Source organism: Peribacillus sp. NPDC076916 (assembly GCF_050269675.1).
Taxonomy (GTDB): Bacteria; Bacillota; Bacilli; order Bacillales; family DSM-1321; genus Peribacillus; species Peribacillus aracenensis.
On record NZ_JBNNIU010000021.1, the window covers coordinates 1 to 21,820 of the forward strand.

Genomic DNA, 21,820 nt, shown 5'->3' on the forward strand with positions numbered 1-21,820 from the left:
GAAGGAGAAGCAATGTTATACACAGCAGCTGCATGGGTACTAGACACTCCAAAATCGTTCATATAGTTTAGTACATCCATCTTAAAGTTAATATCCTAATTTGTATAGGTAGAAATTAGCCCTTCTATCCCATGTTCTTTATAATGTGCCACCCAATGCTTTAAAGGAGTCAAACTGGTATTAAATTGTTTGGCGATAGTACTAAATGAGTCAACTCCTTCTAAATAAGCAAGGACAGCTTTTAATTTCAACTCTAATGAATATTTTGTCATAAAAAATAGCACCTCCAATTGTTAGATGGTGTCTAACAATTGGGGTGCAGTTCATATCATGGTCTTCCTTTATGCCCGAATGAACTAACGCACTCGTTAGTTCATTAAGAAAAGCGAAACTTTTTCAAGAAGCGCGCCGATTGTTGAAGGTTATCCCATAACACCTACATTCAAAGGTTATTCAAGCTAAGCACTCGAAGATCATTGCCTAAAATACCTTTTTAGACTGTTTGTTTTTAATCCGATGCTGGAACGACAGAGTCGCAATAAATACAGTTACTCCCCACAAGAACAATCCTCCGTACGTTACCACATACACCCAAATGGCTAATCCTTCGGCGTACCCTTTTGGAAGCGCTCCTAAAAATTGAAGAGCTGTTAAGATGCTAATTAGAAATGTCAACACCCCAACTGACCATCCTGATATGATTAATAACCATTTTGGTAGTTTCTCACCCCAGGAAGTCACGAGAGCTAAAGCAAATAAAGATGCCAGTATCGCCAAGATAGCTGTGAAGTCTATTCCGAAGGTATATAACGTATATAGAAAAGCCGGTCCTTCCTTTAATGTATCACCAAACCCTGCTACATTTTGTACAGCTTGTTTTGTAGTAAGTCCTACCGTTGATCCCAATGCCCAAAGCGATTTTAAAATCGCATACGGCAACAGTGCAAGAGCTGCAAAATAGCCCCATCCTTTGGTCAAATAAGTTTTATCAGCTATTTCTGAACTCATATGTTTCTCATGTTTTAAACTCAAAAGACATTCTCCTTTCTCGTTTAAGAAATGGAGCCTAATAGTTTTAAAAATTACCTAAAAGTACAAAGTTTCAAATAAGCTCCCCCTTTTATATTCTTATTCAATATTAGAGCCTTTTTATTCTCTATATCCTTTAAGTAAATTACATAATAGGCACGTACTGGTTGGGCTATATATTTGTACCTTATTCAACAACGATGATTTTTTATGGAATAAATTACATTTTCAAGATTATTCATATAAATTCCTCCCTTATTCAAGAATATGTCCCAAGTGTTGAATAAAGATCAAACAGCACTCTTCAACTAAACTGCCCCATAAGTTCATTAAGAAATTCAACAACACCTTTTTTAAAAAAATAGCCCCTACTCAATACGAGTAAGGGCTATTGATTAAGCACCAAACAATTTAGTGAAAGTAGCTTTTCCTGCTTTCATATCTGAAGAAATCCCCCGTGCCTTTTGGAACTTTTATAAAGACGACTCAGTACCTTTTCCGAAGATAGAATCAAGTAAACCAATGAAGAAACTTGCAGACTTTGGTATGATCCGTCAGGTACCAATGAAGAGAAAAAAGGATATGATGCAAACAGCCAATGCCATCATTATTCAACCTGTGAAAGATGAAATGTCCGGCAAGTACCCTGTGAAAGAGTCCAAGAGGTGTCCGGCCATTAAAACAACTACTTCTTTCTTAAAACAAATTATTAAAAACAATAAACGTAAAGCCGTAGCTCAATTTTCTAATGTGGATAATCCTCTAAAAAACTCTTTAAAACAAGCGAATTTTGTTGCTCATTGGGTTCCAGGTATATTTAGTAATCTAGTAGGGTCATTCTACGAAGAAGCTGAAACTATACAGGAATTTTGGAAGGTAATTAAACAGTGTAATAGAGTGGTAGATTATCCATCTAACAAAAGAGCATTCACAGGTAAACAAGAAAAAGAAATCGGCACCAAAGCATTCAAGGAATTTGCTATGAAGATGAAAAGTAGAGTGAACATGCATAAAGGGCAATTTGCTTACTTCAATGGAATTGTGAATAAACTTATGAATGAGCTATACTTTGATGCAGATTTTATGGACAACCTTAATTAGTCTCAATAAAAGGTTTTTCCTGGCTGTGGATATTCTTTTCTTTTAATCATAAGTTAGTGATACACCTTTTGGAAATTTACTTACCAAAGTATGAATCCCTTATAAGAATAAAGGTAGAGTACTGGTTGGCGCATATAACCTAGATTATATTTTCGAGAAGGAATAGAATAATTTCGATAAATATGTCATTGAGGTGTTGAAAGTTGAACATTAATATCAAAGTTTACTTACATTCTAAGGAAACTAAATTTTCACAAAAGGGAAGCTTCCCTGTTCCTAACGCAAAATATAAGGAAGACCCAGATTGGACTGCAGCAGTTGCCGCGTACGAATGGATACAGAAAATCAAAAGTAGCTATGCTGCTAGTAAGGATTTCCGAATAGATCATGTTGTTTATACGATGCTAAAGATATTACGGAGTTAGTCAAGAAGGTTAGAACCTTATTTTAAAACAAGGGAAGGTTTTACACTGTCATGGAGAAGGTGAGCATTTTCCTGATAAGAAACCAGGATACTCATTAAATATTCTCGTAGAAATCGAGTATCTAAAGAAAGACCCTCGGGAAGGGGTATCACTAACTTCAATTCAACAAAAACTCCCTTGGTTTTCGACCACTCCATGGACCAAAGCCAACAGCGATAATCATATGAGGGAAAAATAAAGCGGATTGAACAAATTCCTGATTTTTTACCAAAAGATAGATATGTGAGAAAGGCAGCATATTTGCTGCCTTTAATTCACGGTAGGTGAACTGTTTTAATATGGTGAAGATTTAAATATACAGGTTCCTCCCTTGCCGTAATAAGTTCAACAAAATTATCTTCTAACTTATTAATTTGTCCAATTAAATTGGAGTTTTCTCCTATATTAAAAATAATTAAGCTACCGATCAGTTTTTCCATTTGTACGTCAAAGGTTCTTGCCATTGAAAGTTTTGATGGATGTACAGGAAGATCCTTGTTACTTAAACCATAAGGAGTTTGGTTGTCTGTGTATGGGATAATCCACTTTAAATGAATTAAAGGTATATACATAGTCTTGTAAACTGGTGAATAGAATTCAAAGTAATTATTCATCACCCTTGTTATATAACCATGTAAAGGCTGGTTACCAGTTACGTATATTTCCGTGAACATCCCTTTCGCGGATAAAAGAGTTTTTCGTAGTGATAATTCTTCCTCCGCTTCAATTCCAGGTGAGTCTTCAGGAGGGGAAATCTCCTCGTTTTCCGTAGTATTTACTTTGCAATTTTGAATATGAATTATTGGAAGATACACAAAATCCTGTCCATTAAAGATAACCACTACATCAATACCAGTATCAACCAGTGTACCGAAAAAAATTTTTTTTCCGGAAATTTCGATTTTAATTGTTTTGCCTCTGAGATTTTGTAATATTTTATTCATAATCATCCCTCCTTCCTACATTAATAACCAATTGGTCCAAAAATACAGCGAGATTAAACTTACGATTAACCCTATAGGAATTATTAAAAAGGTAACTCTAAGATACTTTCCCCAGGAGATATTGATGGAGTGTTTCTTCAATATATACATCCAAATTAATGTGGCCAGCGTACCAACAGGCGTTAACAAAGCACCTATATCGCTTCCAATCACGTTAGCAAGATAAGCAATTTGTACAAGGTGAGGATCCAATCCCATCTCTGTTATCGACAAAGTCCCTATCATAACTGCAGGAAGATTATTAAATAAATTGGATAGGATAGTTAATAATATACCCATGATCATGGTTGCGTTGAATGGGCTGTCCATAATTAAGGGTTTTAAATTGCTGACTATATAATCATTCAAGCCAACATTCTTCAACCCATATACCAGCACGTACATATTGAAAGCAAATAAAAGAACATGCCAAGGTGTTTTCTTTACAATATCGCCAAGACCAGTTTTGGTTTTATACCATCTAAGTAATATCAAAAGGAACGCTCCCACCATACCGATCAATTCCAAGGGAACCCCAAATGGTGTAAGTGCGAAGAAGCTCGCCCGAGTTAAAATGACGATTGCAAAACTCATTTTAAACAACTTCCAATCATTATCTTCGGAATGTTGTTTAACATCGAGTGGATGAGTTTGCACATAGCGTGAAAAGGTTTTATCCCATTTTACAGGTACACTGGGAATTTTCCTTGGAAGGTCCTTCTTAAAATATAGATAAAGTAATAACCCTATTGTTAAAATCCCTATCATTGAAGGAATAAACATCATTTTGATATAACTATTAAGGCTCAATCCTACAATTTTTAGTGCAATCAAATTGGAAATATTGCTTACTGCTATTGGGGCACTCGCTGCCGTTGCAATTAGAGCTCCTGATATTAGATAGGGGATTTTTTGGTGAGGTTTAATCTTTAGTAACGTTACAATGTGAATAATGATAGGTGTTGTGATAAGGATACTTCCATCGTTATTGAAAAACATTGTCATGAAAAAACATAGGAGATTAGTATAAACGAATAATCTAACCCCTGAACCCTTAGACCGGATGATGATATTTAAAGCAATCCACCTAAAAAAACCAATGCTCTCAAGTACAATAGACATCATTATGGTGGATAATATGGTTAAAGAAGCGCCCCTGATAATATCAAATATATTTAAAACATCCATCCAAGGAACAATGCCTGCAACTAATACAGTCAAGGCACCTATTGTAGTAGGTATCGTTTCATTAATCCCAAATGGTCTCCATAACATGAGAATAATTGTTAAAGTAAAAATTATTGACATCAAGACAATTTGTGAACTAAGCATTTACCTCCGCCGCCTTGTTTTTGGATGGTGTAATATTTACGGTATCAGGAGTGGTTTGATTTTGAGGTTTTACAAAAAAAGAATAGAAGACTCCCCCAATTACAGAAAAAAACAAAATCATCATTCCATGTCCTCCTTTCAATTAGCCCTGGATTGTATCTAAGGCTTTAACCGTTTTGCCTTCAATTTTCCATGCACTCTTTCAGCAAATTTCATCAATGAAGAATAATTGTTTTTTTCATTTCCGTTTTCTGTATACATTTTTTCAGTGGATTTTATTAATTCGTAACATTTCTTATCTATCAGTTTCATTTTTTCTTTTAAATTATTTTTCTTTGAGGATTGTTCGTTCATTTCTTGAGGGCCTGAGTTCCTGAATTCTTCAGTCAAGTTATCTTGGATTGCCTCTTGTATATCTTTTTTTTTAGTTTCTGAAGGTTTTTCCTTCTTACTTTCTTTTTTTTTAGTTTTTGAAGGTTTTTCCTTCTTATTTTCTTTTTTATTAGTTTCTGAAGATTTCCCCTTCTTATTTTCTCTTTTATTAGTTTCTGAAGATTTTTCCTTCTTATTTTCTTTTTTCTTTTTTTCAAGGGATTTTTGTTTCTTATATTTATCCGTACTTTTCTTTACATTGAATCGATCTTTGTTAACTTCATTTCCTGTAGATTGAACAGTCGGTTCTTCTTTCACGTCAGATAAAACTTCCGAATGTACACTTATTTCAAGATTAGTTTCTGAAGGTTTTTCCTTCTTATTTTCTTTTACGTTGAATTGATCTTTGTTCACTTCATTTCCTGTAGATTGAACAGTCGGTTCTTCTTTCACTTCAGATAAAACTTCAGAATGTACACTTTTTTCAGGATTAGTTTCTGAAGGTTTTTCCTTCTTATTTTCTTTTACGTTGAATTGATCTTTGTTCACTTCATTCCCTGTAGATTGAACAGTCGGTTCTTCTTTCACTTCAGATAAAACTTCAGAATTTACAGAGGCTGGTTCATCTTTTTCAAAAGTTAAAATGTCCTGTTCTTGTTTCTGTTCAGAAGGCTCTTCCTTCCCTTTGGAATTAACTTCAGTGTCTTCCTTCAACACGGAATCACTTTCCTTAACTTGATCTGCATCTGACTGTTTATTTTCAGTATTTTCGTCCTTATTTTCCTTTTGTTTGTTCTCTGATGATTCCTTATTATCTATCCCTTTGAAAATATAGAGTATATTTGATAATTGGACATAAAGTTGTTTATCCTTATTTAATAAAACGATATAATTATTAGTTACGGTACTTAAAAATCCGTCAAAGGATAGATTGTCCTCTCTATTTACTGTCACCCAATGACCTTTGAGTTCATTTATTAATTCTGTAAAACTTTGTTTCTGTGTTGGTTCGTGGTCAAGTATTTGAACCTGGAATTCTTTGGTGTTTTTTAATAAGGCATAAACCTGATTTAAGTTAAAATAACATTGTTTATCAGGATTAATTTGAATGACAATAAAGTCGCTTTTCACATCAAGTACTACCCCATTATGAACGGTTTTATCATCGGAAATAATACTAATATTAAAACCTATCAGTGAATTAAGTTCCTCGTGAAAATTTTGTTCTTTCATCTGATGAGTCCCCCTTATTAATTGGATGGTCGCTTCTGCCCAAGAAGCGACACATCATTTATGGGATATACTATTTTTCTTTTTCTTCTGCTTTATTATCTTTATTTTTTTCCGCTTTTCCATCGTCTTTATTATTTTTATTTTTTTCCGATTTTTCATCTTCCTTTTGTTTCTCTACTCTTGCCCCATAACTGATGCTGCGGATATGGAACATTGACAGGCGAATAACTTCTTCGTTTAGGATTAATGTTACGAATTCATCATTAATATCATGAAGTACGCCTTCAAGCTTCTCAGGACCTCCTCGGTTAATATTTACCCATTGATTTCTGAGGTCACCTAGTAAGCCTTTAAAAGTTGTAGCTGTTTTAAAAGTAAAATTTTCGGGAACCTCCAGTTGAAATTGGAACCCCTTCTTTACATTCTCGGTAATACTTTTGATATGGTCGGTTTTATAGTAGATAACACCTTCTTGTTCAGTTAAAATCGATAAGTGGTCATCATAAATGCCTAATAATAATCCTGTCCGAGATTCAGGCCCTCCTCTATCTACCTTTAGAACTTTCCCAACCAAATTAGTTAACCATTCCTTATTCATAATGTTGCCCCTCCTATATAATCATTTACCCTGTATGTATATGTGTCATGGAATGACATTGTGTCGTGGTAAATGTCCATCTTCTATCAATAAGAATGAAATTCATAAAAAATGTGTATATGCACTTTCCTTTAGAATTTCCTGAGGTTAAATGAAAGAAATTACTGAATGAACTATACGATAAGAAGGGGAAAGAGATGGCGCTAAATACATGTGGGAAATTCTCTCAGCATCTAACAGATGCATTGGTGTAATGGATAGTCCAACCTTAATTAACCTAACTGAAGAGTGGATCGCTATTTAGCGAATTTTGCAAAAATAAATGTATTGGAGTCTAATCAAGTTTCGGATTTTTTTCATAAGTTAATCAAGAAAATAAATTTTAAAAGATGGTGAAAAAATGAAGAAAAAATCTAATAAAAAAGAACAGCCAATGCGTGTAACTCAAGAGGTAATAGAAGGCAAAGACGCCAAAGGGAAAAAGGGACCGAAAGATGGTACAGCCTCCACCGAGTCAGGGCAATCCCAGGAGCTCTCGGAACCTAAAGGCCATAAAGGTCCTCATGAAGGAGGAGAATCAGCGGAAACCAGTGAGGGGAAAAAGGGCAAAGGTGCCAAAGGAAAAAAAGGATCGAAAGATGGTACAGCCTCCACCGAGTCAGGGCTAACCCAGGAGCTCTTAGACACTAAAGGCCATAAAGGTTCTCATGAAGAAGGAGAATCAGCGGAAACCGGTGAGGGAAAAAAAGGCAAAGGTGGCAAAGGAAAAAAAAGGAAAAATGGATTGAAAGATGATACAGCCTCCACCGAGTCAGGACAATCCCAGAAGCTCTCGGAACCTAAAGGCCATAAAGGTTCTCATGAAGAAGAATCAGCGGAAACCGGTGAGGGGAAAAAGGGCAAAGGCCCCAAAGAAAAAAAAGGACCGAAAGATAGTACAGTCTCCACCGAGTCAGTGCAGACTCAGGAGCTCTCGGAACCTAAAGGCCATAAAGGTTCTCATGAAGAAGGAGAATCAGCGGAAACCGTCGAGGTGAAACATGGCAAAGACGCCAAAGGAAAAAAAGGACCAAAAGATAGTACTGCCTCCACCGAGTCAGGGCAAACCCAGGAGCTCTCGGAACCTAAACGCCATAAAGATTCTCATGAAGGAGAAGAATCAGCGGGAACCCGTGAGGTCAAACATGGAAAAGGCCCCAAGGGGAAAAAAGGGCCGAAAAAAAGATAGAATCAAAAAGGGAACAATTGGATATAAACATTTGTCTGTAATTTTCCTTCATAAACTATCCTGCCCCTTTAGTTCATTAAGAAATTCAACAACACCTTTAACAAGGCTTCAACAAATAAATAGCCCCTACTCAATACGAGTAGGGGCTATTTATTATGCTTCAAACAATTTAGTGAATGTATCTTTACCTGCCTTCTTATCTGAAGTTATCTTTTTAGCTTTCTGGAATTTAGATAATACTGATTCCGTACCTTTTCCGAAGATAGAATCAAGTGAACCAGGATTAAAACCTTCCAAATAAAGTGCAGCCTATAGGATCCAAGTAAGATTGCCTTTTGCACCCTTTTGGACAGTAACAACGGCAGCCTTAGTTTTAGTTCCCCATTTACCATCCACAACAAGCCTTTTATTGAATTGTTTATTAAGTTGCGTTTGTAGCGCTTTTATCAGTGCTGTTTTGGTTTTAGGTCCATTAAATCCATCCACAATAAGACCAGCTTCATAACGGCTATTTAAAGTTTTTTGAATGGATTTAATTGTTTCATCTCCTTTATTCTTGGATGGCTCCTTAGTAATCTCTGAAGCAACCTCAGTCTTTGGAGGAACCGCTACAATGGTTTCAGTTTCATTCTTAAATTTCAAAGAAAGGCTTGGTTTTTTACCAACCATCATCTGTGAATAGGATAATCCACCCGTCATACCTCTTTAAAACAAGCAAATTTTGTAGCCCATTGGGTTCCAGGTGTATTTAGTAATCTAGTTGGTTCTTTCTACGAAAAAGCTGAAACTATACAGGAGTTTTGGAGGGTAATTAAGCAATGTAATAGAGTGGTTGATTATTCTACTAACAAACGGGCATTCACTAGGGAACAAGAAATAGCGATCGGCACCAAAGCGTTCGAGGAATTTGCTATGAAGGTTAAGGGTGGAGTTAAGATGTATAAAGGGCAATTTGCTTACTTCAACGGAATTGTGAACAAGCTTATGAACGATTTTTACTTTAATGCTGATTTTATGGACAACCTTAATTAATCGCAGATAAGGTTTTTCCTGGCCATGGATCTTATTTTCTTATGGAACTATCGGGGCAGGTTAGTTGAAGAACAAATATGGTTTTTTATGGTAAAATAAACTTAAATTATTTTCATTAAGGGGTCTATTGGCTATGAAATTAGATGATAAAAAGAAAAAGGTACAAATGAAATACAGAGAGGAAATAGTGGAAAAGAAAGAAGTTGGAAATCACAGTAAAAAAATGCTTGTTATTGTTACAACAATTATTATTATTCTAGTGGCATACTGGGCAAACTCCGTTCTTTTTAAAGTCTTTTAACTGTTTATTTTTGCCGCTTCTGGTGACATACTGGAGACGATTTATTTCAACCTGAAATCCCTAGATAAATTAGGAGTTGTTTATATGTTTGATGTTGCATTATTATTTATTATTGCTTTTGCTGGAGGAATTATTGCTATTATAGGTTTCTTCGTTATATTAACTCGAAGGATTTCAGAACCGAAGAAAGTACTTCAACAAAGAATAGGTAATCTCGAAGAAGAGGTTTGCAAATTAAAAAACCAAAAATAATAATTTAGCTTCTAACAGGTGAGTTAGCTGAAGTTCAAAGCTGTCTTTAAGGCAGCTCATTATTTATGCTACAAACCGGGTATTTTAGTTGAAGATGAAAACAATTCACTAACTATAGTTTTTATACCAAAATATAATTGCTGAATAGGAACAAATATTTAGGCAATTGGTTAGAATATATTGAATAAGAAAAAAGAGTCGGCAAGGCGACCCTCCTCTAAGATTCTCCGTGTTTAACTTAATAAGAATTTATTCAGTGCTTGTTGTAAAGTTCCTAATGTTTGTGCATTTTCATTTAATCTCATTCCTAAGTTTATCATATTTCTAACCACTTCAGCCCTTAACCCGGTAATCACAGTGGTGCATCCCATTAAAGAAGTGCCGTCAATAATCTTCATTAAATGATTCATTACTTCAGGTTCCATTTCCATAATTCCAGATAAGTCCATAATCAATGTTTGAATACGTAATTTTCCAATCTCTATTAAAACTTTTTCCTCGAGAATATTCGTCCGGTAAAGATCAACCGCACCAATTAGAGGTAAAATACATATAGTGGGTGTTATTGGTATTATAGGCACCGAAAGATTTTCAACCAATTCTTTTTGAGCCATTATCAACGAATCTTTGTATTGAGAATATGTGATAAAAAACACATTTAAAAACCTATCCACTTGATTATTAACTTGTTTTTCTACCAAAAAAAATTCTTCAGTAATAACTTTATTCTGTACCTCATTATATTTTTGTAGGAACTTCCACAAGGTTCTTCGAATGGCTTGTACCCACTCTAATTTGAAATATAACGGTATTTCGTGTGTCGCCCAAGCTATACCTTCTTGTTTAGCAAATGATTGAAGTTCTTGTTCTTCACCCTTAATAATGTATTGAACCAGCTTATGGGCATTATTTATCAGGTCAATATTACCGATTGTTAAAATTTCTTCAATTTTGTCTTTCACATTAAATGCTTCGTTTAATAATGAACCTTCAAAATCCTCTTTATTTTCTTGGATGAATTCCAAAAATTTATATGTTTCTAGTGACCCCTTCATAATTTAATCCCCCTATTATTGTATACCAAAAATACTATTACCCTGTTATTATAATTACTAAACCTGTTTACACTATTTTTATGTTAATTAATATTGTAAAACTAAAAACTCTTGGGTCAACGGGGTATTATTGTGAACATTAATATCAAAGTTTACTTACATTCAAAAGGAACGAAGTTTTTACAAAGTGGAAGCTTCCCAGTTCTAAATTCAGATTATAAGAAGGATCCTGACTGGACAGCAGCCATTTCCGCATATGAATGGATTCAGCAGATTAAAATTAGCTTCGCTGCTAGTGAGGATTTTAGAATTGATCAAGTGATTTATTACGAGGATAATGATATTACAGAGTTAGTTAAAAATGTTAATCCTAATTAAAACCAAAAAACAAGCCCCTCTCACTTAGAGAAGGGCTCTTTTACAACACTACCCGAACTGTTTTTTTAAAAGTGCTATCTAAACAATTCAGGAGGATTACCTGCTTCTGGAGTTAAAAACATAAAAAGAGTAAAAAGTAATAACATTGCGGAAATGATTAAGAATATAATAGCTCCAATATCTTTTTTGAACAATTGGATTACTGACCAAACTAAGGGTATTAAAGATAATATTAAACATAAAGCAAACGCTATATAGGCATTACCATAGGCTGTATAACCAGAAAAGTAAATACTAAGAAAAGCTATAATAGAAACGGTTGAAACGGCCAAGAACTTCACATTCAAATATACCCTCCTCTCTATTATTAATGACGGTGATATTTTTTACTGTGACCCAATTTACCTGAACAAGCTGCAGCTCCACCGGGACCATTACACCATGTTTCTGAAGTATAATCTTTGAGACATCTAATAGCAAAAGCATCATCACAATCACTATGTGCAAAATTCCTTAATGCTTTCCAATTTGTCTTTGGATAGTGAACATCATCTGAAGAGGGACCATTGAATCGATTACAGTGAACAAAATCACCTTTTTTATATTTGTCATAATAACCTACTTGAATAGCGTTATTAGTATTATAAGTAGCCCCTGAATTATCTACATTATTAGAATTTGAATTATTTGTATTCATAATACCTAAATCTGTTTTGCTATTTAGATTCTGGTCAGTGCTCTCTAATTGCGAGACATTTGATTCTTGAAATTCTTCATCATGATGATCCATAACTTCATTAAAATGATCCCAACTAATAGGTTGAACAAAATGATATTGTCCATTCGAATTTTTTTCTACAATTTTTTCTTCTTGTTCATTTACTGATACTGTAATTTCATCTGGGCTACCTTCAACAAAAAAAGAACCATCTGAATTGACAGGAGTTTCTTTTCCATTAATTTTAATAGTCCCCTCACCAAAATTACCAATTTTAAAAATTCTATTACCTTCTACCTCCCAACCCACACTTTTCAACACTTCTTTTTGACAATCAGTTATCTCGTCATCTTGCATTATTGTGATTAGTATATACTCAGCCAATCCATTATTTTTCCTTTCTTCAGCTGATGTTGTTTTGGTAGAAAGCATCGACCAAGCCATCATAAATACAGTAAGAATTACTTCACAAATAATTTTTGACCAGTCTTTATCGTATATTTGCTTTCAAGTGCATTCAAGTCTTTTATTTGTTCAATTGTTCTGCCATACTTTTTAGCAAGAGCTGATACCGTATCGCCTTTCACAATTGTGTGCTTGGCGCTTTTTCTATCCCTCTTTTGAATACGCAACTCTTTCGTGAAGGGATGTATTATTAACCAACTGCCGTTTAAGTTCATCAAGCGAATCAACAACATCCTTTAACAAAGATAAAACAAAAAATTGCCCCTACTCAATACGAGTAAGGGCTATTGATTATGCAGCAAACAATTTAGTGTAAGTTGCCTTACCAGCCTTCTTATCAGCTATAATACAACGTTTCTTCTGGAACTTCTCTAATGCAGTTTCAGTACCTTTTCCAAAGATGGAATCGAGTAATCCAGGGCTATATCCTTCCAAGTAAAGTGCAGCCTGCAGAATCCAAGTAAGATTGCCTTTTGCACCTTTTTGGACAGTAACAATGGCAGCCTTTGTCTTAGCTCCCCATTTACCGTCCACAACAAGCTTTTTATTGAACTGTTTATTAAGTTCAGTTTGTAACGCTTTTATAAGTGCTAATTTGGTTTTCGGACCATTAAATCCATCCACAATTAGACCAGCTTTACTATTTAACGCTTTTTGAATCGACTTAATTACTTCATCACCACTGTTTGAAGGTTCGGTTTCCTCTTTATTATCATTAGGTTGTACAATAACCTCTTTAGCATTTCCAAAGTTGATTTTCTGACCAATTTTTAGTTTAGTTGGATCTATACCAGGATTCGCTTTAATTAAATCTTCAACTTGAACTCCACCCGTTCCCTCCTTATGTGCTATGCTCCATAAAGTATCACCTTCTTGGATGGTATAAACATCAGGAGCCGGTTTTGGTTTGGCTGGAGTTTTTGAACCTTTCCAATTAAAAGCATCTCTGTAGTTATACTGACAACATGCTTTCCAACTATAACCCGGCATTTCATTATGAGCCTTATCATATTTCCCAATCCCATCTTTAACAAGTGCAGCGTGAAGTTCTGCAATACTGGCAAGTGTGGCATCGTCCATCTTGTCATAGCGATAGTCACCAGCTACACATATTCCAAGTGAGAACTGATTGCTATTGCCTACATGGTAGGTCCTTTGGTTAATATCATTTGCATATACAATCCTAGCCCTTTTATCGTTTGATGTATTAATAAGATTCTTAGGCTCAATAACCAACGCATAGCCACATCCAGGCCATCCTAGTGTAAGTACATGGTACTTGGCAAAGCTTGTAGCATCTGAGCCAGCTAACTCCTTTTTAGTTAATGAATGATGCCATACTCGATGAGTAATGGATTTGGTTCGCTTTGAGTATGAACCGTTCGATTCTAATTTGCCTCATATCGACTAATTGTGGAAGGTTAATAAAGTTCATTTTCCATCTTCTCCTTTTAATTTAAATAAGGCTTTGTTAAACGTTAAGTGTCATTTTCCTGATTAGAGCATAAGGTAATATAACCCATTTGAGTTTTACCTCCTTAATAAACAAAAAAGGAGATGTCTTTATGTCAGGTTGTGAATCAAGTTGTGATGGCGGTATTGGATTTGGTGGAGGTTTCGCCTTTATTGTCGTTTTGTTTATACTCTTAATCATTGTTGGAGCTAGCTGTTTCGGTGGCGGTTTCTGTTAGAGAAATAGTATGAAAAATGCTGACCTTTATTGGTCGGCCTTTTTTATTTATTCCGCCCCATTTGTTCCATAAGAAAATCAGCAACATCCTTTAACAGAGCCTGAAATAAAAGCAACCCGATGGGCAGCTTACTTTAATCCGTTTTCCTTTAATACTTCTTCTTGTTTTTGAGCTTTTTTAGTCACTAAATATTGATTCTTATATACTCCATATAAAGCAAACCCTAGTGGGAGAGCGCAGTAAGGAAGTTAATAAATGAGTTGTTTGATGCCAAAATCCACCTTATTTAACGCATTCAGCCATATCTTAAAAAGGGCTGAGTTGCCCTCTCTTACCATCCATTCTCTTCGTCATACACATGCCGTGCTCCAACTTGAAGCTGGTTCGGATATGAAATATGTTCAGAAAAGATTAGGTCATGGTAGCCTTGCTATAACTTCTGATGTTTACGCACATATACGCAAAAAACTTGAACAGAAAAACATGGATAAGTTTGAGGAATACACCAAGGGAATCATCGGTTAAATTTTTTTGCTGAATTTTGTGGGCAAATGGTGGGCAAATATCTACTTCATATATATGGCTTAGATTTGCCCACCAAACAAAAAACCCCTGACACCAAAGGTGCCAAGGGTTTGAGATATTAATACATGGACATATATTGTTCGCGTTCCCATGGGTGAACTTGTGTTCTAAACATGCTCTTACCTTTAAAATAGTGTCAAACTTTCACTAAAACGCCTATTTATAAGCATTCACTAAAATTCATTTATCACAATAACTCATAATAACTCGGCATTTATCGGGTGATTTTCGGGCAGTATTTTTATAGTATATTTTTCACTTTTATTAATTAAAAAATCAAAAAAGCACAGCGTGTTTAAGTCGTGTTGGTAGCACTTCTTAAACCGTCCGCCTACTCTGAATAGGTAAACACTTAGACGTAATACAAAATTTTTTTTGTAGTTAAATATAAGTGAATGTATTATTTAAGATATAAAATATTTCCGTTCTTCTTTATAGGGTGCCGCTTATCTGAAAAAGACAGAAAAAGGGTCCAAGTTTTGTGTTTTTTTCTTGGGTATAAATATAAAAAAGCCCCTCTAAATAAAGAGAAGGACTTTTTTAATCCTCTACAATCACACCAATAATTTCATCAAACTTAATTTTCTCAAAGGAACTATCTTTCTTCTGGATTCGTAACTCTTTCGTATCAGGATGAATGTACACACAATAACCATGCAATTCTTTTGGATTTCCCTCGTTATGTAAGCTAAATCTTATCGGTAGATGATATTCCATCGCATAGTGAATATCGTTTTCAAACTCTTCAACCTGGTATTCATCTTCATACACGTTTTTTTGGAATGGATTTCTAGATGCGGAATCCATTATTTTTTTTGCTTTTCCCCATGCCCATTCACCCGATCGGCTAGAACAGAACTCTATAACACTCTCTGCTAGTCTACTTTCTCCGGCTGTTAATACCGCCTCTGAAGTAGGATATTCCTTTAACATCAATAAAGAAACCTTCGAAAATAGATCCCCAAAAACCTTCCGGTATTCAGGAAACACTTGATCTAAAATGGTGTGAAACTGAAGTTTAGCTTCCACATACATATTCGTTACAATTTCCTGTTGTCTGGACAAATTCCGAAGGTCTAATAGCTGAATTCCTCTCATTTTCTGAGGTTCTAAATCCTCTTTGTAATACAGCACACACAACTGGTACGCATCGATAGCGTCTGTTTTTACTTCCGTAAACTGGACTTCTTTGCCTGATAAGAAATAATCGGATTTAGTAAGATATATAGAATCTCTTGATCCCCCAGGTATTGAATAACGGGAGAATGGTAATGCCCTGTAGATTCTAAAATGACCATAGACATCTGCCCTGTCACCTCTCCAATTTCTTTTAGAAATTCTAAAAAATGATCTAACTCCTCTTTGATATGCTTCATTGAAAAGCTCTTCCCATACGGTTTAGATTGATCTAAGAATGCCTGAACTTGGCTCTCTCCTTTTGCCACATCCCGACCAACAACTGGATTCATTATCTTTACCTCCTCTACTTATTAACCAGTACCCCTAGTCCTCCATGTAGTGTCATTGCTTCGCTTGTTATACGAGATCTGCGTCCCAACCAGCCTCAAACATGTTTCTACAAGTAGGGGGCGGACAGTTTAGTTCACGGGATCAAGTCCCACACACCCGTACGTCCTACCCTGGCTACTGATATAATAGATTCTATTAAAAAAAGGTCAACCAGTAAAAACTGGCTAACCTTATAATACGAACGCACCCGTTAGTTTAAGTGTATTTATTCACAATCTCGTTCTCCAAAAAAAGAGTTACCCAAGAAGCACTTTTTAAAAAATCACGAAACGATCACTTTAATATTTCCCCCATTGTTACATTTACTTCATTACACCTGAAAATAGACTATTTCTCTGACTCTAATAAGGTTTATAACATGTTGGTTATAAAAAAGAATGAATTAAAAATAGAATTGCAAAAGCAACACCAGACCGCAAATGCCACTTCCGGTCCCTCCTCTGATATCGAAATATTCCCGATATAGGAACTGGAAGCAGGACTAGCAAGGAAAGCAATCCACTTATATTATTTAAATCAAATTTGAAGCCGTGCATAAAAACAGCTACCGTATGCAAGATAATAAAAGCGATGGCGATAATCGCTGCTGGAGTATGCCATCTTCGGGCAAAGCGCAGCAAAGTAGACAACCATTTTTTTACCTTGCCTTGACCTTTCAGCATACGAAGCCTAATAACACGAAGAAGTACATAATAAGCAAGTACAAAAAATAAGGCAATTCTTGCATTGGAGCCAAAACCTTTAAATGTATGTTCGAACTGCCCGCTGTGCAGAGTGGTTAATGAAAGTTGTAATAGTCCCTTAATTTCCCAAATCGTTATCGAAGCAGCGATAATAATCGCCACGATTACCCATATACGTTCCTTTTTAGGAATCCACCCTTGTTTTTGGACCTTGACTTCCCGTGTATTCATTGATCTGCCCTCCTATAAATAAGATTAGTATATACACTACATTTCTGCATTTTTAAATTAAAATAACTTTTCTTAGGACGTAAAATGATATTAGATTATTAAAATTCCCCAATTTATGTCCTTTCATGCCTCTTTTAAACCAATCACATATTATTAGTGTATTTATCTGATTGAAGAGAGGATTAACTACATAAAAAGACAAATTTCAATGAATTTGTCCCTAAAATATGTATCTTTTTCTTCAAATATCCTGCCCCGTTAGTTCCATAAGAAAAGCTGCCTTATAGACAGCTACGATCTTCAGCTAAAGCACCCGTTAGTTTAAGTAAAATATTTCACAAACTCGCTTAAAAATATGAGTTGTACTTATCATTTAGACATTCCATTAATCCCTGTTCCAATAGGCTTTTGCTTCTTCCTCAAGCACCCTTAGTCTTTTGTAGTAATCAGGAAACTCGTGAAGATGAGCTAGGGCAATTTTCCCCGTTATAATAGGATCATCACCAGTTACATTTGTTTGGCTTGATATTTTTCCATGTTCAAGCTCGGTATTTACTCCCATCCAAAACTCATCTAAATCAAATTTGCTTTTATTAAAATCAATGCCTAAAAGTAAAGCTATCGCTCCTGCTTCCTCTTTAGAAAAACTTGTTTTTACGATGTTTAAATTATTTGTTTGAATCCTATTTGGATACTCTGTTGGATGAGAATAGTGCTCATCGCAGTCAGAACGGTGTTCTGCAGCCACAGCATCTGTTTTAGTTACATGAACCGTGCCAAATGGATGGTTAGGAGGAGCATATATCGAGTAAAGTTTTAGAGGAATATTACCTGTATTGGTTACATTATGCCATGTGCCAGCAGGTATCATTATTGCATAATCATCATAGACATTCCTTACAAAGTTTAAATTATCTTTTCTCTTGCCCATCTGAACAAAACCTTGACCTTGTTCAATACGTAAAAATTGGTCAACGTTAGGGTGAATTTCTAAACCAATATCTTCACCAACTTTTAGACTCATCAATGTAACTTGAAAATGTTTTCCTGTCCATAAAGCGGTACGATAGGTATTGTTTTGTTTCGTAGCCTCATTAATATTCACTACAAATGGTTTTGCTCCATAATCTTTTACCTCAATATTATTTCTGCCGTTTGATGATTGTAAATAACCCAATTGGTTATCAACATCGTGGGCAGTCCAGTATTGGGGCTGTATTATATTGTTATTTATGGGTACATTAACATTATAAGGATTTTGACATTGATAATGATGGATATAAGGAACATGATACATTTTTCTCAACCCTTCACAGTTTATAAAATTATCATATGCACTTGTTAAGTGAATGTACTTTAGACGGAGTTTTAAATAAAAAAGCCCCTACTCTAAATGAGTAAGGGCTTTTGATTATGCAGCAAACATTTCAGTGAAAGTCGCTTTACCTGCTATCTTATCTGCAGATAAACTTCTTGCCTTCTGGAACTTATATAAAGCTGACTCGGTGCCTTTTCCAAAAACAGAATCAAGTGATCCAAGGGTATATCCTTCCAAATATAGTGCAGCCTGTAGGATCCATGTAAGATTGCCCTTTGCACCTTTCTCCACTGTGACAATGGCAGCTTTAGTCTGAGCTCCCCACTTTCCAACCACAATAAGACCAGCTGCATAAGGGCTATTTAAAGTTTTTTGAATGGATCTTATTTGTTTCATCTCCCCAGTTCGAAGTTTCGTCCTCCTCATTTATATATGGTTGTACAATAACCTCTTTAGCATTTCCAAAATTTATTTTCTGACCTATTTTTAATTTAGTTGGATCGATTCCAGGATTTGCTTTTAGAGAACTGATTGCTATTCCCCACATGATAGGTCCTGCGGTCGATATCATTCGCATATACAATCCGAGCTCTTTTACCGATTGGTGTGTTAATAACATTCTTAGGCTCGATAACAAATGTATACCCTATCCCCTGCCATCCCAGCGTGTTTACATGGTAACCCGCGAAGCTTGCAGCATCAGAACCACCCAAATCTTTTTTTGTTAAGGAATGGTGCCAAACTCGGTGGGTAATTGCTTTTGTACGTTTTGAATAAGTGCCTTTGGATAATAATTTACCTCTTTTATCAACCAATTGATGAAGTTTAGTAAAATTCATTTTCCATCGTCTGCTTTTAATTTAAACTCATAATAAAAAGCCACCCGATGGGCAGCTTATTTTAATCCATTCTTTTTCAAGACTTCTTATTGTTTTCGAGCTTTCTTAGTCACTAAATATTGATTCTTATATACTCCATATAAAGCAAACCCAAGAGGGACAGCAGCAGTAAGGAAGTTAATGAATGAGTTGTTTGATGCCAAAATCCACCTTATTTAACGCATTCAGCCATATCTTAAAAAGGGCTGAGTTGCCCTCTCTTCCCATCCATTCTCTCCGTCATACTCATGCAGTGCTCCAACTTGAAGCTGGTTCGGATATGAAATATGTTCAGAAAAGATTAGGTCATGTTAGCCTTGCTATAACTTCTGATGTTTACGCACATATAAGCAAAAAACTTGAACAGAAAAACATGGATAAGTTTGAGGAATACACCAAGGGAATCATCGGTTAAATTTTTTTGCTGAATTTGGTGGGCAAATATCTACTTCATATATATGACTTAGATTTGCCCACCAAATAAAAAAACCCTGACACCAAAGGTGCCAAGGGTTTGAAATATTAATACATGGACATATATTGTTCGCGTTCCCATGGGTGAACTTGTGTTCTAAACATATCCCACTCGATTTCTTTTGCTTCGACGAAGTGTTCAAGTAAATGTTCACCTAATGCTTCTTTAATGACTTCATCGGCTTTTAATGTTTCCAATGCAGCATATAAAGTAGCTGGTAGATCAACGATACCTACTTCTTCACGCTCTTCTTTATTCATAACATAGATGTTGCGGTCAACTGGAGCTGGAGGAGTCAAGTCGTTCTTGATACCGTCAAGACCAGCTTTTAGTATAACTGCAAGTGCCAAGTATGGGTTTGCTGCTGGATCGACACTGCGTACCTCTACGCGAGTACTTACTCCGCGTGATGCTGGGATACGGATTAGTGGGCTACGGTTTTTAGCGGACCATGCAACATAACAAGGAGCTTCGTAACCAGGAACTAGACGTTTGTATGAGTTAACAGTTGGGTTTGTTACCGCAGTGAAGCTTGGAGCGTGCTTAATGATACCTGCGATAAATTGCTCAGCTGTTTTACTTAATTCCAATTTACCCTCTTTATCATAAAATGCGTTTTCTTTGCCTTTGAATAGAGAAACGTTACAGTGCATACCAGATCCGTTAACACCGAACAATGGTTTTGGCATGAATGTCGCGTGTAAACCATGTTTGCGGGCAATCGTTTTAACCACCAATTTAAATGTTTGGATGTTATCGCAAGCTGAAACTGCATCTGCATATTTAAAGTCAATTTCATGTTGTCCTGGAGCTACTTCATGGTGGGATGCTTCGATTTCAAATCCCATTTCTTCAAGTTCAAGAACGATATCGCGACGGCAGTTTTCTCCTAGGTCAGTAGGTGCAAGGTCAAAGTATCCGCCTTTATCGTTCAATTCTAGAGTCGGCTCGCCTGCTGCATCCAGTTTGAATAGGAAGAATTCAGGTTCAGGTCCAAGATTGAAATCTGTGAATCCCATTTCCCTAGCTTCTGCAAGAACACGTTTTAGGTTTGCACGTGGATCTCCATCAAAAGGTGTTCCATCCGTATTGTAAATATCACAGATTAAACGTGCGACTTTACCTTTTTCGGAAGTCCAAGGGAAGATAACCCATGTATTTAAATCAGGATATAGGTACATATCAGACTCTTCAATACGTACGAAGCCTTCAATGGAAGATCCGTCAAACATCATTTTATTATCAAGTGCTTTTTCTAATTGACTGACTGGGATTTCAACGTTTTTAATTGTCCCTAAAATGTCAGTGAATTGTAAACGAATGTACTTAACATTTTCTTCTTTCGCTAAACGAGTGATGTCTTCACGTGTGAACTTTGTCAATTTCTATTCCCCCTAATAATCATTCATAAATCATATTTTTATTGGAAAAAACGGGACATATCCCCTTGTCGAAGAGATGTTCGATGCTTGCTTCCTTGTAAAAGCTCAGTACGCAGAAGCTTGCGAAGCTCCTCGTCACTAAGGTCCTGTCTTATCTTTTCCGCTTGCTCTAATTCTTGAGTTTTAGGTAAATTCTGTTCCTTTACAGTGAAAATCTTTTTGATGCCGGCCAGATTGACTCCTTGTTCGATTAAGTCTTTAATCTCAAGCAGTCGATCGATATCGTTTAATGAGAAAACCCGACGATTTCCATCTGTTCTCATAGGAGTAATAAGTTGATGCTCTTCGTAATATCGAATTTGGCGTGCAGACAACTCAGTTAGCTGCATGACGATTCCGATGGAAAAAAGAGGCATCGAACGCCGAATGTTGTTGCCGCTCATTCTTAGCATCCTCCTTTTGTTTATCTAAAATTATCTTATATCATGTTATTAAACTTGTCAATA

At 35.7% G+C, this 21,820-nt stretch carries 29 protein-coding genes and 6 pseudogenes; 10 read left to right on the forward strand and 25 right to left on the reverse strand.

Features of this window, described 5'->3' with window-relative positions:
* Positions 1–95: 95 nt before the first annotated feature.
* Together ACQKFG_RS26785 and ACQKFG_RS26790 are read right to left on the reverse strand one after the other, a co-directional pair.
* On the reverse strand, positions 96–272 hold the full coding sequence (locus tag ACQKFG_RS26785) for a helix-turn-helix domain-containing protein (RefSeq protein ID WP_427564067.1): 177 nt from the start codon (positions 270–272) through the stop codon (positions 96–98).
* A 208-nt stretch (positions 273–480) separates the two neighbouring features.
* Positions 481–1,032 (reverse strand): hypothetical protein, encoded by a 552-nt coding sequence (locus ACQKFG_RS26790; protein WP_349730028.1) that lies wholly within the window; start codon positions 1,030–1,032, stop codon positions 481–483.
* A gap of 519 nt (positions 1,033–1,551) precedes the next feature.
* On the opposite strand from ACQKFG_RS26790, the gene ACQKFG_RS26795 reads away from it, so the two are divergent.
* A complete protein-coding gene (locus tag ACQKFG_RS26795; protein ID WP_427564069.1) occupies positions 1,552–2,130 on the forward strand; it encodes a hypothetical protein in 579 nt (192 codons plus the stop codon).
* A gap of 203 nt (positions 2,131–2,333) precedes the next feature.
* The gene (locus ACQKFG_RS26800; protein ID WP_427564071.1) at positions 2,334–2,555 is read left to right on the forward strand and encodes a hypothetical protein; all 222 of its coding nucleotides are present in this window, start codon (positions 2,334–2,336) and stop codon (positions 2,553–2,555) included.
* Positions 2,556–2,869: 314 nt separating this feature from the next.
* Here the strand turns inward: ACQKFG_RS26800 and ACQKFG_RS26805 are convergent, their stop codons facing one another.
* From ACQKFG_RS26805 to ACQKFG_RS26825, 5 genes are all read right to left on the reverse strand, one after another.
* Entirely contained in the window at positions 2,870–3,538 is a 669-nt protein-coding gene (locus tag ACQKFG_RS26805) for a DUF2642 domain-containing protein (protein WP_342615389.1), read from the reverse strand.
* A 15-nt stretch (positions 3,539–3,553) separates the two neighbouring features.
* Positions 3,554–4,909 (reverse strand): arsenic transporter, encoded by a 1,356-nt coding sequence (locus tag ACQKFG_RS26810; protein ID WP_349730031.1) that lies wholly within the window; start codon positions 4,907–4,909, stop codon positions 3,554–3,556.
* The gene (locus tag ACQKFG_RS26815) at positions 4,902–5,033 is read right to left on the reverse strand and encodes a hypothetical protein (protein ID WP_286182143.1); all 132 of its coding nucleotides are present in this window, start codon (positions 5,031–5,033) and stop codon (positions 4,902–4,904) included. The genes ACQKFG_RS26810 and ACQKFG_RS26815 overlap by 8 nt, the downstream gene beginning before the upstream one ends.
* Positions 5,034–5,068: 35 nt before the next feature.
* The gene (locus tag ACQKFG_RS26820) at positions 5,069–6,514 is read right to left on the reverse strand and encodes a hypothetical protein (protein ID WP_427564074.1); all 1,446 of its coding nucleotides are present in this window, start codon (positions 6,512–6,514) and stop codon (positions 5,069–5,071) included.
* A gap of 70 nt (positions 6,515–6,584) precedes the next feature.
* A complete protein-coding gene (locus ACQKFG_RS26825; protein ID WP_427564076.1) occupies positions 6,585–7,112 on the reverse strand; it encodes a hypothetical protein in 528 nt (175 codons plus the stop codon).
* A gap of 400 nt (positions 7,113–7,512) precedes the next feature.
* Between ACQKFG_RS26825 and ACQKFG_RS26830 the strand changes: the two genes are divergently transcribed.
* Complete coding sequence (locus ACQKFG_RS26830; RefSeq protein ID WP_427564078.1) at positions 7,513–8,340, forward strand: hypothetical protein; 828 nt, start codon at positions 7,513–7,515, stop codon at positions 8,338–8,340.
* Between the two features lie 153 nt (positions 8,341–8,493).
* Here the strand turns inward: ACQKFG_RS26830 and ACQKFG_RS26835 are convergent, their stop codons facing one another.
* Together ACQKFG_RS26835 and ACQKFG_RS26840 are read right to left on the reverse strand one after the other, a co-directional pair.
* Complete coding sequence (locus ACQKFG_RS26835; RefSeq protein WP_427564080.1) at positions 8,494–8,637, reverse strand: peptidoglycan-binding domain-containing protein; 144 nt, start codon at positions 8,635–8,637, stop codon at positions 8,494–8,496.
* Between the two features lie 12 nt (positions 8,638–8,649).
* Entirely contained in the window at positions 8,650–9,039 is a 390-nt protein-coding gene (locus ACQKFG_RS26840; protein WP_427564082.1) for a peptidoglycan-binding domain-containing protein, read from the reverse strand.
* 12 nt (positions 9,040–9,051) lie between these two features.
* Between ACQKFG_RS26840 and ACQKFG_RS26845 the strand changes: the two are divergent.
* From ACQKFG_RS26845 to ACQKFG_RS26855, 3 genes and pseudogenes are all read left to right on the forward strand, one after another.
* Positions 9,052–9,372: pseudogene (locus ACQKFG_RS26845) on the forward strand (helix-turn-helix domain-containing protein); the annotation flags it as partial.
* A 133-nt stretch (positions 9,373–9,505) separates the two neighbouring features.
* Entirely contained in the window at positions 9,506–9,673 is a 168-nt protein-coding gene (locus ACQKFG_RS26850) for a hypothetical protein (RefSeq protein WP_427564084.1), read from the forward strand.
* An 84-nt stretch (positions 9,674–9,757) separates the two neighbouring features.
* A complete protein-coding gene (locus ACQKFG_RS26855) occupies positions 9,758–9,925 on the forward strand; it encodes a hypothetical protein (RefSeq protein WP_427564086.1) in 168 nt (55 codons plus the stop codon).
* A 233-nt stretch (positions 9,926–10,158) separates the two neighbouring features.
* On the opposite strand, the gene ACQKFG_RS26860 is transcribed toward ACQKFG_RS26855, so the two are convergent.
* The gene (locus tag ACQKFG_RS26860) at positions 10,159–10,980 is read right to left on the reverse strand and encodes an STAS domain-containing protein (protein ID WP_427564088.1); all 822 of its coding nucleotides are present in this window, start codon (positions 10,978–10,980) and stop codon (positions 10,159–10,161) included.
* A 132-nt stretch (positions 10,981–11,112) separates the two neighbouring features.
* Here ACQKFG_RS26860 and ACQKFG_RS26865 point away from each other — a divergent pair, with 132 nt between their 5' ends.
* Entirely contained in the window at positions 11,113–11,358 is a 246-nt protein-coding gene (locus ACQKFG_RS26865; RefSeq protein ID WP_427564090.1) for a hypothetical protein, read from the forward strand.
* A 74-nt stretch (positions 11,359–11,432) separates the two neighbouring features.
* Here the strand turns inward: ACQKFG_RS26865 and ACQKFG_RS26870 are convergent, their stop codons facing one another.
* From ACQKFG_RS26870 to ACQKFG_RS26885, 4 genes are all read right to left on the reverse strand, one after another.
* Positions 11,433–11,705, reverse strand: coding sequence for a hypothetical protein (locus ACQKFG_RS26870; protein WP_427564092.1), 273 nt, complete (start codon positions 11,703–11,705; stop codon positions 11,433–11,435).
* 20 nt (positions 11,706–11,725) lie between these two features.
* Positions 11,726–12,508, reverse strand: coding sequence for a hypothetical protein (locus ACQKFG_RS26875; protein ID WP_427564094.1), 783 nt, complete (start codon positions 12,506–12,508; stop codon positions 11,726–11,728).
* A 29-nt stretch (positions 12,509–12,537) separates the two neighbouring features.
* Complete coding sequence (locus tag ACQKFG_RS26880) at positions 12,538–12,759, reverse strand: LysM peptidoglycan-binding domain-containing protein (protein ID WP_427564096.1); 222 nt, start codon at positions 12,757–12,759, stop codon at positions 12,538–12,540.
* A 73-nt stretch (positions 12,760–12,832) separates the two neighbouring features.
* Entirely contained in the window at positions 12,833–13,894 is a 1,062-nt protein-coding gene (locus tag ACQKFG_RS26885) for a peptidoglycan-binding protein (RefSeq protein WP_427564118.1), read from the reverse strand.
* Between the two features lie 212 nt (positions 13,895–14,106).
* Between ACQKFG_RS26885 and ACQKFG_RS26890 the strand changes: the two genes are divergently transcribed.
* The gene (locus ACQKFG_RS26890; RefSeq protein ID WP_192204125.1) at positions 14,107–14,232 is read left to right on the forward strand and encodes a YjcZ family sporulation protein; all 126 of its coding nucleotides are present in this window, start codon (positions 14,107–14,109) and stop codon (positions 14,230–14,232) included.
* 128 nt (positions 14,233–14,360) lie between these two features.
* Here the strand turns inward: ACQKFG_RS26890 and ACQKFG_RS26895 are convergent.
* A pseudogene (locus tag ACQKFG_RS26895) lies at positions 14,361–14,456 on the reverse strand (phage holin); the annotation flags it as partial.
* Positions 14,457–14,499: 43 nt separating this feature from the next.
* Here ACQKFG_RS26895 and ACQKFG_RS26900 point away from each other — a divergent pair.
* Positions 14,500–14,757 (forward strand): annotated as a pseudogene (locus ACQKFG_RS26900) (tyrosine-type recombinase/integrase); the annotation flags it as partial.
* 600 nt (positions 14,758–15,357) lie between these two features.
* Here ACQKFG_RS26900 and ACQKFG_RS26905 read toward each other — a convergent pair.
* From ACQKFG_RS26905 to ACQKFG_RS26940, 8 genes and pseudogenes are all read right to left on the reverse strand, one after another.
* Positions 15,358–15,534 carry a YolD-like family protein gene (locus tag ACQKFG_RS26905; RefSeq protein WP_427564120.1) on the reverse strand — a complete coding sequence of 59 codons (177 nt, stop codon included), beginning with the start codon at positions 15,532–15,534 and terminating at the stop codon, positions 15,358–15,360.
* 44 nt (positions 15,535–15,578) lie between these two features.
* A pseudogene (locus ACQKFG_RS26910) lies at positions 15,579–16,286 on the reverse strand (IS110 family transposase); the annotation flags it as partial.
* A 426-nt stretch (positions 16,287–16,712) separates the two neighbouring features.
* Entirely contained in the window at positions 16,713–17,261 is a 549-nt protein-coding gene (locus ACQKFG_RS26915) for a hypothetical protein (protein WP_349730476.1), read from the reverse strand.
* 385 nt (positions 17,262–17,646) lie between these two features.
* Positions 17,647–17,943, reverse strand: a complete 297-nt coding sequence (locus tag ACQKFG_RS26920; RefSeq protein WP_427564122.1) for a DUF5661 family protein — start codon at positions 17,941–17,943, stop codon at positions 17,647–17,649.
* Positions 17,944–17,964: 21 nt separating this feature from the next.
* A pseudogene (locus tag ACQKFG_RS26925) lies at positions 17,965–18,558 on the reverse strand (cupin domain-containing protein); the annotation flags it as partial.
* Positions 18,559–18,672: 114 nt separating this feature from the next.
* Positions 18,673–18,975 carry a peptidoglycan-binding domain-containing protein gene (locus tag ACQKFG_RS26930; protein ID WP_427564099.1) on the reverse strand — a complete coding sequence of 101 codons (303 nt, stop codon included), beginning with the start codon at positions 18,973–18,975 and terminating at the stop codon, positions 18,673–18,675.
* A 95-nt stretch (positions 18,976–19,070) separates the two neighbouring features.
* A complete protein-coding gene (locus tag ACQKFG_RS26935; RefSeq protein WP_427564101.1) occupies positions 19,071–19,418 on the reverse strand; it encodes a hypothetical protein in 348 nt (115 codons plus the stop codon).
* A gap of 86 nt (positions 19,419–19,504) precedes the next feature.
* On the reverse strand, positions 19,505–19,621 hold the full coding sequence (locus ACQKFG_RS26940; RefSeq protein ID WP_427564103.1) for a phage holin: 117 nt from the start codon (positions 19,619–19,621) through the stop codon (positions 19,505–19,507).
* On the opposite strand from ACQKFG_RS26940, the pseudogene ACQKFG_RS26945 reads away from it, so the two are divergent.
* Positions 19,615–19,872, forward strand: a pseudogene (locus ACQKFG_RS26945) (tyrosine-type recombinase/integrase); the annotation flags it as partial. The gene ACQKFG_RS26940 and the pseudogene ACQKFG_RS26945 sit on opposite strands and share 7 nt — an antisense overlap.
* Before the next feature lie 107 nt (positions 19,873–19,979).
* Here ACQKFG_RS26945 and glnA read toward each other — a convergent pair.
* Both glnA and ACQKFG_RS26955 read right to left on the reverse strand, forming a co-directional pair.
* On the reverse strand, positions 19,980–21,314 hold the full coding sequence (glnA, locus tag ACQKFG_RS26950) for a type I glutamate--ammonia ligase (protein ID WP_192204118.1): 1,335 nt from the start codon (positions 21,312–21,314) through the stop codon (positions 19,980–19,982).
* 38 nt (positions 21,315–21,352) lie between these two features.
* On the reverse strand, positions 21,353–21,757 hold the full coding sequence (locus tag ACQKFG_RS26955) for a MerR family transcriptional regulator (RefSeq protein WP_192204117.1): 405 nt from the start codon (positions 21,755–21,757) through the stop codon (positions 21,353–21,355).
* Between the last annotated feature and the right edge of the window lie 63 nt (positions 21,758–21,820).